The organism is Microvirga aerilata, assembly GCF_016743775.1.
GTDB classification, from domain to species: Bacteria; Pseudomonadota; Alphaproteobacteria; order Rhizobiales; family Beijerinckiaceae; genus Microvirga; species Microvirga aerilata.
Genome location: NZ_JAEQMY010000132.1, coordinates 1 through 9,390 on the forward strand (window position 1 = coordinate 1; position 9,390 = coordinate 9,390).

The 9,390-nt window shown below is 59.0% G+C and carries 8 protein-coding genes; 5 read left to right on the top strand and 3 right to left on the bottom strand.

Annotated features, from left to right (window positions below; all coding sequences use genetic code 11):
• Positions 1-1,308 precede the first annotated feature (1,308 nt).
• The 3 genes from JKG68_RS29195 to JKG68_RS29205 all read right to left on the bottom strand — a co-directional run bounded on the left by JKG68_RS29195 (position 1,309) and on the right by JKG68_RS29205 (position 4,132).
• The gene (locus tag JKG68_RS29195) at positions 1,309-2,244 is read right to left on the bottom strand and encodes a sugar-binding protein (RefSeq protein WP_202065598.1); all 936 of its coding nucleotides are present in this window, start codon (positions 2,242-2,244) and stop codon (positions 1,309-1,311) included.
• Positions 2,245-2,342: 98 nt separating this feature from the next.
• Positions 2,343-3,392: an ABC transporter permease gene (locus tag JKG68_RS29200; RefSeq protein WP_202065588.1), complete on the bottom strand. Its 1,050-nt coding sequence runs from the start codon at positions 3,390-3,392 to the stop codon at positions 2,343-2,345.
• Entirely contained in the window at positions 3,392-4,132 is a 741-nt protein-coding gene (locus JKG68_RS29205; protein WP_202065590.1) for an ATP-binding cassette domain-containing protein, read from the bottom strand. Before JKG68_RS29205 ends, JKG68_RS29200 begins: the two co-directional genes overlap by 1 nt.
• 954 nt (positions 4,133-5,086) lie before the next feature.
• Here JKG68_RS29205 and JKG68_RS29210 point away from each other — a divergent pair.
• The 5 genes from JKG68_RS29210 (at position 5,087) to JKG68_RS29230 (ending at position 9,232) form a co-directional block, all read left to right on the top strand.
• Positions 5,087-5,434 carry a hypothetical protein gene (locus JKG68_RS29210; protein ID WP_202065592.1) on the top strand — a complete coding sequence of 116 codons (348 nt, stop codon included), beginning with the start codon at positions 5,087-5,089 and terminating at the stop codon, positions 5,432-5,434.
• Positions 5,431-6,165: an ABC transporter ATP-binding protein gene (locus tag JKG68_RS29215; RefSeq protein WP_202065594.1), complete on the top strand. Its 735-nt coding sequence runs from the start codon at positions 5,431-5,433 to the stop codon at positions 6,163-6,165. The genes JKG68_RS29210 and JKG68_RS29215 overlap by 4 nt, the downstream gene beginning before the upstream one ends.
• Positions 6,162-7,382 (top strand): ABC transporter permease, encoded by a 1,221-nt coding sequence (locus tag JKG68_RS29220; RefSeq protein WP_202065595.1) that lies wholly within the window; start codon positions 6,162-6,164, stop codon positions 7,380-7,382. Before JKG68_RS29215 ends, JKG68_RS29220 begins: the two co-directional genes overlap by 4 nt.
• Before the next feature lie 72 nt (positions 7,383-7,454).
• Positions 7,455-8,750: a M20/M25/M40 family metallo-hydrolase gene (locus JKG68_RS29225; RefSeq protein ID WP_202065596.1), complete on the top strand. Its 1,296-nt coding sequence runs from the start codon at positions 7,455-7,457 to the stop codon at positions 8,748-8,750.
• Between the two features lie 92 nt (positions 8,751-8,842).
• On the top strand, positions 8,843-9,232 hold the full coding sequence (locus JKG68_RS29230; protein WP_202065597.1) for a hypothetical protein: 390 nt from the start codon (positions 8,843-8,845) through the stop codon (positions 9,230-9,232).
• Positions 9,233-9,390 lie beyond the last annotated feature (158 nt).

The window sequence follows — 9,390 nt, forward strand, 5'->3', positions numbered from 1 at the left end:
AAGAAAACCACTCTGCGCGAGGCCGCTTAGCCAACCTGTCCGGCCGCCCCGCTTTGCAGAACTTGACGCACACAATCAACTGGCACGTTCCGGAAGTACGCAGGACTTCTGCAAAGGCACGACAAGCGGACCTTCATTTAGTCCGCCTAACGTTACACTTTGACCCTAGTTGGGTAAAAACCCGAACCGGACCGTTCTCGATGAATTAACTTTACAAATTCAAGCCCATTCGCCGAGCAATCCACGACTTAGGCTGGCTCGCAAGACACAAAGTTGCTCAAACGAGCGACACGTCAGCGTTTTTACACAACCAAGACCCATTCCGGTCGTTCGCATCCCACCAGGACAGGGGACGCAATGGAGGGCGTAATTGGGAGGGGCGGGTTCGCTGGGGCCTCATGCCTGCCCAGGTCACCGTCAGGTCATGGTTGCTGGTTGAGCAGCGTCCGGATATCCGAGAGCGTGGCATCCCACTGCTCCTGGTCTGTTAGCAGCGCAACGACATGACCCGGGACGACGTAGATTTGCTTCGCTGAATTGGAGAGCAGTTTGGTAGGCATCCGGCCAGCCTTTCGCACACAGATCAGGATGACTGAGCGATCAAAATGCGAAGGGAAACGAGCACCTGCGCCTGAATGAAAGCGGTCTCATTGATCGCATCGAAGTGGCGTGGCGACCGCTCCCATCCGCGGTGCTCGTGCAAGAGGTCTTCGCCAATAAGGTGGGCTTCGAGCCGATGCGCCTCGTTCCTGCGTCAGACGCGTAACCCCCTTTCGTCCTCGGGTGGGAGGGTTGGCTAGTGGGACGTAACCTCTCATTCCCTGGTTGGTTTGTTTGAAGTCAGCCCCTATCAAGGCTCTGGATGATTTCTCCCTTTTCGTCCGGGCCTATTGGCCCAAGACTGCGATCCTCGACGGCTCATGGACGCCGCCTGCGGTGCAGCGGGGGGGACAACTGATCTCGGCAGGAAAAGTGCAGATCTGGCACGCATCAGTTCTGCATTGCTGGGATAATCGACTCTTCCTACCGGCATTTATTACTAAATCGGTTCGATTCGTTACACACTGGTATCGTGGGAGATGGGCAATGCTCCCATCCCGTGTCTGCGCCGGAGCGCTCACACCATTTTAGCGCTCCTGCAACCTGGTGCGCATGGATGCGGTGCAGACATGCTCTGGAGAAACCGGCGAGTGGCGAGAGAGGAGAGTTCGCGAAGGTTCACGAGAAGACGTTATCCATTAGACCGAAACGGTCGCCCCAAGCCTAAAATTGGCCAAGGACGACCTGCGTGGTTAAGAAGGCGTCGGCCTACTTCAACATGGACGTGACGTTATCTTTGGATACGCGGTCAATGCCGGCATAGACGATGTCCTGGACCTTTTCACCCTTCTTGAGCTGCAGAAGGATATCCATCGCCTTCTCGCCCATTTCATAGGGGCGTTGGCCAACGAGAGCATTCGCATAGCCATCGCGCAGTAGTTCGAGCTGCACCTTCAGGGTATCCGCCACCACGAGGGTAAACTTGCCTTGGTCCATTGCGCTCTTGTTCTTGTTCACGAAGCTCTTGTACGCTTCAGGAACGAACATCGGCCAACCGCCTACCGGTACAATGGCAGCAAGGTCCGGGTTGGCGGTCTTCAGGTCCTGCATCTGCTGCACGGCGAGTGCTAAATCGTCGTTGCAGTAGGTGGGCGAGCCGGACGCTTCCGTCCATCTGGAGCCTTTCAGCGCATCGCGAACGCCTTCGACGCGTTCCTTCAGGTTGGCAGCGGCAGGGCCGCCGGACACCATAGCGAATTTGCCGCCTTCCGGCCGCATCCTCAGGAGTTCCTCGCCGAGCGCGCGTCCCATGGCCCGGTTGTCGGTTCCCACATGAGCCTGGCGTGCGGAGTTGGGAGCATCTGCGTCGAACGTGATGACCGGAATGCCCGCATCGCGTGCCGCTTTGATCACGCGCACCGCCGCGGCGGCATCCGACACGGAGATGGCGATGCCGTCGACTTTTTGGCTGATCAGGTCCTGAATGATCTGGGCTTGGCTGGCCGGCTCATGCTCGACAGGGCCTTTGTAAATGCATTCGATGTTCCCGAGCTCTTTCGCCCGCTTCATGCATCCATCGCGGGAGAGATCGAAATAAGGGTTGTTCATCGCCTTCGGGACGATAGCAAACTTGTAGGTCTGTTGGGCCGCTGCGGGGGCCGTCAAAGCGGCTGCAGCGACCGCGGCTAGGATCAGGCGTTTCATCATATCTTCTTTCTCCTGGTTGATTGCCGCATCATGTGTGGGGTCTTATGATCGGCTTCTTTCGTCCGGCTGTTTGAAGCTGCCTTCGGGACTATTCTCTAGGATGCCATTCGCAGGGTGCGCAGACGGTCGACCAGAACTGCTAGGATGATGATCGCGCCGACGAGCACTATCTGCCAATAGGCGTTGATGCCTGCGAGCACGAGTCCGTTGCGGATGACTTCGATGAGAAGAGCCCCGATCACGGCTCCGGCCGGACCGCCAATGCCGCCGTTAAGATTGGCGCCGCCGATGACGGCAGCTGCGATGATCGTCAACTCGTAGCCTGTCGCCAGATTGGCCGGAGCCGAGCCGAGCCATCCGACCATCAGAATGCCGGCAAAGCCTGCGGAGAGGGCGGACAAGACGTAAACTGCAATTTTCACCCGCTCGACAGCAATACCAGTAAGAGCTGCTGCCTTCTCGTTGCCGCCTAAGGCAAAAACATGCCGCCCGAACGCTGTGTGATGAAGAGCGATACCGATGATGATTGCAAGTACGAGGAGATAGATGATGGCCACCGGCACGCCGGCGATGTTGCCGTCGGTGATGCCGTAGAAGAGATCAATATCCGGCCCGGTCGGAGCTTGCCCCCGTCCTTCTGTGACCGCATAGGCAAGGCCACGCACGATGGAGAGCATACCCAGCGTCGTGACGAAGGGTGAGAGGCCGATTCGGGCGATCAGCAGTCCGTTAGCTAAGCCAATGAGCAGGGCGACGCCGAGGCCGGCACCTAGCGACACCAGCATGCCGGCAATCGGAACGCTGTCGAATGCAGTGCCGCTCACAGTTCGCATGACTATGGCACAGATGATGGCCGACAGCGCCATGGTGGAGCCCACGGATAGGTCGATGCCGCCAGTGACAATCACGAGCGTGACTCCGAGAGTCACGATGCCTACGAAGGAGAAGTTCTTCGCCACGTTGGCTAGGTTGCCCGGGCTGAGAAAGGCCGAACTCAAGAAGGACATCACAATCATGATCGCGATAAGGGCAGCCGCGACATAGGCCGTCTGGCTCGCGAAGAAGCCGCGTCGCCACCAGCGGGTTCGCCCCACATTCGAGAAACCGCTCGTCTCAGAGCCGGTTGCCGGAGATAGCTCGCTCATCACGCAGCCTCCTTGGCGCCCGTAATCAGCGCAGTGACTTCCTCGGGGCTCGACCCCCCAATCGGCTTGTCAGCGACCTTCGTTCCGCGCCGCATGACGATCACCCGTTCACAAACCGAGAACACATCGGGCATGCGGTGCGAGATCAGGATGACGGCAATCCCCGCATCACGCAACCGGCGGATGAGATCGAGGACCTCGGCTACCTGGCGGACCGAGATGGCGGCCGTCGGCTCGTCCATGAGAATAATCTTGGCCTTGGCGAGTCTCGTGCGTGCGATCGCGACGGCCTGCCGCTGGCCGCCCGACATAGCTCGGACCACGTCATCGGGCCGCGTCTCGGATTTCAGTTCGCGAAACAGGTCCGCCGTCCGCTGGTTCATGGCCGCGTGATCGAGGAAAGAGAAGGGGCCGACCCTGCGCTTCAGCTCGCGCCCGAGGAATACGTTGGCGGCGGCCGTTAGGTTATCGGCAAGAGCCAGATCCTGATAAACGACTTCGATCCCAACGGATCGGGCATCAACCGGCTTCGTGAAGTGAACCTCTTGGTTCTCGAACAGGATCCTGCCATGGGAGGGGGGGAAGTTGCCCGCTATGATTTTCACGAGGGTCGATTTGCCGGCGCCATTGTCACCCATAAGGCCAACGACCTCGCCAGGCTTGATCGTGAGGTTGACATGGGAAAGAGCTCGAATAGCGCCGAATTCCTTCCCGACGTCCTGCAGAACGAGGAGCGACAAGCTTTTTCCCTCCCTTGCACTCTAGGCTTTTCGCCTGGGCGGCATCTTCGCGCCGTCGCGGATCAAAGCACGAGATCCTGTGCAATGTCATCTGCTACTTCGGTTGCGACAGGCTCAACCGCTACAATCAGAGAGTGTGCTAGCACTCATCTCACGTTGATGGCACTCACTGCAAAATCCGTCTTGTTGTAGGTGATCAAATCTTCCCCCTCACAAAGCATCAACCCCCTTGTCCTAGACAAACCCTTCATGTGGATTGTCGCAATCCCCCTTTTGTTCGCCATTCGGGAGTCCGCGTTGTCCGATCAGCCCGTAGATCAGAAAGGTCTGGATTTGGCACTGAGCTGACCTGAGCCGTATTTCCGCAATGTGGCTGCGAGGCGACCTTCAAGTGATCTCGCTTGAGGCCTCAGATTGAATCCCAGCGGACTTTCCAAAGTGCGCGTGAGAGCAAGGAATAGCAACTCACGATGGGGCCACAGCAGACATGCTGCTGGATCAGCCAAACTACTACATAATCCAAGCTTGATGCTGACCCTCACAGGCGTGTGGATCCAACCAGCTTTGAAGTAAGGTATCAATACACGACCTCAGGCAGCAGTATGGCTCGTCATTCCTGCTGGCTGTGGCGGGTGCTGCTGCTACGCTCGATCAAGGCACGTCAGCGATATCTTATCACCATTCGTACAAACCCATCTTTGAAGGCCTTGATCGAGGCTATGGCCGTTGACACCTTGGTCGCGAAGGATAGGCTCAAGTTCATTGAACTAATCAACGAGTCGTGGGTCTAATCACAATAGCAGGCTGGTTTGGGCAGTTTTCCCGCTCAGCCGTCAACCTGAGCGAAGCGTGTCAGGAGGCATACTTGCAATGGTGACCAGACGAACTCTCCTCACAGCCGCCCTGGCGGCCGGACTTCTTCCAAAAGCGAGTTTGGCCGCGACCAGGATCCGCATGGGCGAACTCTATAATCACGACGGGTCCTTCTCCCCACGCGCAGATGAGCTGAAGGGTACACGCATCGCCATGCAGGGTTTCATGGCACCCCATCTGAAGGTCGACTCCGACTTCTTCATCTTGTCGAACACACCGGTTGAGACCTGCCCCTTCTGTGCAACGGAGGGTGAATGGATTGACTCGATCGTGTTTGTGCGCATGCGCACTAGGCAGGAGATGGCTGCTCCTGGGACGCTCATCTTGGTGCAGGGAACGCTTGAGATTGGTCCTGCGACTGACCCGACGACTGGCTTCGTCAGTAAGGTCAGGTTGACAGACGCCGTCTTCCAGAGGGCGGGTGCGTGAACCCGCATGACGCTGAGGTCGGGCTTTCAGTCTTCCAACTTGGGGTCTCCTTCTGCGACGCGACTGGCGACCGGTTCAACGCTCTGTCCGGCATCACTGCGCAATTCAAACCCGGTCAAGTTACCGCCATCGTCGGCCCATCGGGCTCTGGAAAAACCACCCTCCTGCATTGCATCGCGGGCATTCTCGTTCCGAGTTCAGGCGAGACTCGTCATGGTGGCGTGATCGTCAGCTCCTTAGGGGAGAGTGCTCGTGACACCTGGCGGCGTCACAACTGCGGAATGGTGTTTCAGGATTTTCGCCTCATCGACGAACTCACCGTGCTCGAGAATGTCACAACGCCGGCGCTGTTCGGTCACTATCGGGTTCCTTCGATCCTGCGCGACCGGGCCCGCACGCTTATTCGCGACTTCGGACTGCCGGAGCGTTCAATTCCAACGTCGCGTCTGTCCCGTGGCGAGCGGCAGCGGGTCGCCCTTGCCCGCGCTCTCCTGATGGATCCTGCGATCATCCTCGCGGACGAACCAACCGCCAGCCTCGATCGCACAACCGCCGCCTCAGTCGCTGGGACACTCGAGGCCCTCGCCACGCAGGGCAAGGCCGTCGTCTGTGTCACTCATGATGACCTGCTCGTTTCACGCGCACATGAGGTGATTGCATTGAAGGCTGGGCGGATGGGCCCGCCTGCCGTGGATCAGTTCCCTGGGCTCCGAGCGGGAGACCTTGCATGAATCCTTGGCCCATCGTACGCGCGTTTCTCGTCCGGCATCGCTGGGCCGCCCTCGCGTTCGTCTTCCTTGTTGCAGCAGGTGTCAGCCTTGCGGTAGCGCTCATCTCGCAAGAACGGGCCTTGCGCACCGGCAGCGCCCGTGCTGCCGACCGCTTCGATCTGATCGTGGCAGCCCCTGGGAGCCAAACCGATGTCTTGCTTACCGCTGTGTTTCTGCGCCCTGGAACAACCAAACTGCTCCAGCCGGAAGTAACGGTGCGACTGTTAAACGACAAACGCGCGGCGTTTGTAGCTCCAATCGGCTTCGGAGACAGCCACCGTGGGGCGCCCATTGTTGGAACAACAAGCCAGCTCGTCACTCATCTATCGAACGAATTGCAGGAAGGCCGAGTTTTCGCCCGTCGAGAGGAGGCGGTTGTGGGAGCTGCCTCGCCCATGAAGGTCGGGGAGACTTTCCAACCGACGCACGGCATACCACGCGACGGCAACCCGGAGGAAGACGCTGACCCTCACGAGCATGGTGCAATGATCACGGTGGTAGGCCGGATGAAGCCGACAGGCTCGCCGTGGGACAGCGCCATCATGGTGCCGGTAGAGCTCGTTTGGCAGCTCCATTCACTCCCCGATGGCCACGAGGAAGGTAGCGAAGCAGTCGGTCCGCCCTTCGATCAAGCCTGGACGCCCGGCGTTCCGGCAGCCGTGGTTAGACCTACCACGATCGCCGCCGCGTATCAGCTTCGCAATGCCTATACGACCAACGAGTCTATGGCGTTCTTCCCCGCCGAAGCGCTGACCCGTCTCTATTCTGTGATGGGCGACTTGCGCCAGCTCATGAGTCTGCTCGCCATCGTCACACAAGCGCTTGTTCTAATGGCCATCATGATGGGTGTGCTATTGTTGTTTCGGTTTCTCGTACCACAGCTCATCACCCTAAGGGCTCTTGGCGCTCCTCGACTCTTCATTGCTGCCATTGCCTGGGGCTTTACCGCCACGTTGGTGCTCGCCGGTGTGTTGCTCGGCCTTGGGGCCGGATATGGGCTCTCATATGGAGTAAGCCAGTGGCTTGCTGCTGATACAGGCGTGGAGCTTACCCCGACACTCGCCTCAAGCGAGTACCTCATTGCCGCCAGCATATTAGCCACAGGATGGATCTTAGCTCTTCTGCCCGCATACGTTGTTCAGCGACGATCGCTCGCGATTTCCCTTGCAGAGAGCTAAACAAAGCTCCCGCTCATTTGCCTTTTCCATCAGTGCTGATCCCAGCACTGAACAACCAGGAGGAAGTAATCGATGCATTCGACTCTAAGGAAACTGAGACACGCTCTGGTGGTCGGAACTTTGATTGCAGGCCCTGCCATTGCTCAGGATGTTGCACCAGCGCACACCGAGACCGTGAAGCGCATCATGGACAGCCAATCCTTCAAAACGGCAGTCGACGCGCTCCAGAAGGACCATGACCGCTGGATCAGCGAGGTCATCAAGCTGACCGAGATCCCGGCACCGCCATTCAAGGAGCAGGAGCGGTCCAAGGCTTACATGGAGATGCTCAAGGCCCATGGCCTGACCGACGTCGAGATGGACGAGGAGGGCAACGCCATTGGCGTGCGGAAAGGCACCGGAGGCGGACCGCTGGTAGTCGTGTCAGCCCATCTCGACACGGTCTTTCCGGAGGGGACGGATGTCAGGGTCAGGCGGGACGGCACCCGCTTGGCCGCTCCAGGCGTTGGCGACGACAGCGCTGGCCTTGCCACCCTGCTCAGCATCGTCCGGGCCATGGACGCAGCGGGGATCAAGACAAAGAGTGACATCGTCTTCCTGGGTGACGTCGGCGAGGAGGGACTCGGAGACCTGCGCGGCGTGCGCTACTTCTTCACGAAGGGCAAGTACAAGGATCAGGTCAAGTACTTTTACTCGCTTGATGGCAGTAGCACGACCCGCCTCACAAACTGCGGCGTTGGGTCGAAGCGCTATCGAGTGACCTACAAGGGTCCTGGCGGGCACAGCTTCGGCGCCTTCGGGCTTGTCAACCCCATGGCGGCGATGGCTCAGACAGTGGTCGAGATGTACAAGATCCAGACGCCCGCCAAGCCGAAGACCACGTACTCGGCGAGCGTGACGCAAGGGGGTACCTCGGTGAACTCGATCCCGAACGAGGTCTGGATGGAGTTCGACATGCGCTCCGAGGACGCCAAGGAGCTCGACCGTCTCGAGAAGCGCTTTCTCGCGATCGTGAACCAGTCCCTGGAGACGGAGAACTTCGCCCGTTCGACCAAGGAAGGAACCATCACCGCGGACATCAAACTCGTGGGTGATAGGCCTGCGGGGCGGACGGACGAGAAGACTGATCTCGTGCAACTCACGACGGCCGCCTTCCTGGCGAACGGGAGCAAGCCGACCTATGAGTGCGGCTCGACCGACTCGAACATGCCCATGAGCTTGGGCATACCGGCGGTTACGATCCCTCGCGTCGCCAAGGCGGATCGCTCCCACTCGCTCGATGAGTGGATCGACACCGATCCGGAGAGCAACCACACTGTGAAGAAGACGATCCTGACTACTGTGCTGGCCGTGTCTGGGGCTCAATGATGATGAATGGGCTGGATCTGGCGCCCGCGCCAGGTCCAGCCCATGGCTAGTCGGGGTTGGGGTTTTCAATCCGCATGACGCGGGAGGATCCCATGCGACAAGTGTTGCTTGGCTTGGTTGGGGTGATGGCGGCAGGTGCCGCCTGTGCCGAGTCCTACAGCTTCTCGGCTGCCATCCAAGGCGTGTATCAAGAGCGGACGTCCATCCAATGTGATGGGCCAAAGCTCAGTGGGCGGGTTCCAACAGGCTGCATCCTGAGTGAACGGGCTATCGCGTACCCAAACCATCAAATGGTTCGGCACTCCAGTGGCGTCGCCTTTGCGGCTAGGCATCCGATTTCGTTTCATCCCAACGGCACACTGGCTGAGTGTGTGCTGAACGCTGAGCAGCCGGAGGCGGTCAGCGATTTCACCTTCAAAGTGCCTTTGGGGAGTTGCAAGGGTCGGGTGCGCTCCGACAAGGATGGTCGGGTGGAGTGCTGATCGACCGTTATCCTGTGCCACTGCTTCCAGAACTGGTGCGTCACCTACCCGTTCCATAAACGGCCTTACACGCAATTCGCTTGTAGAGCCCCGTTAGAAAGGTCACTCCTCTCCCCGTTACAAATGTCACTCTCCCTGGGTGATGGTGCTGGGGAGAT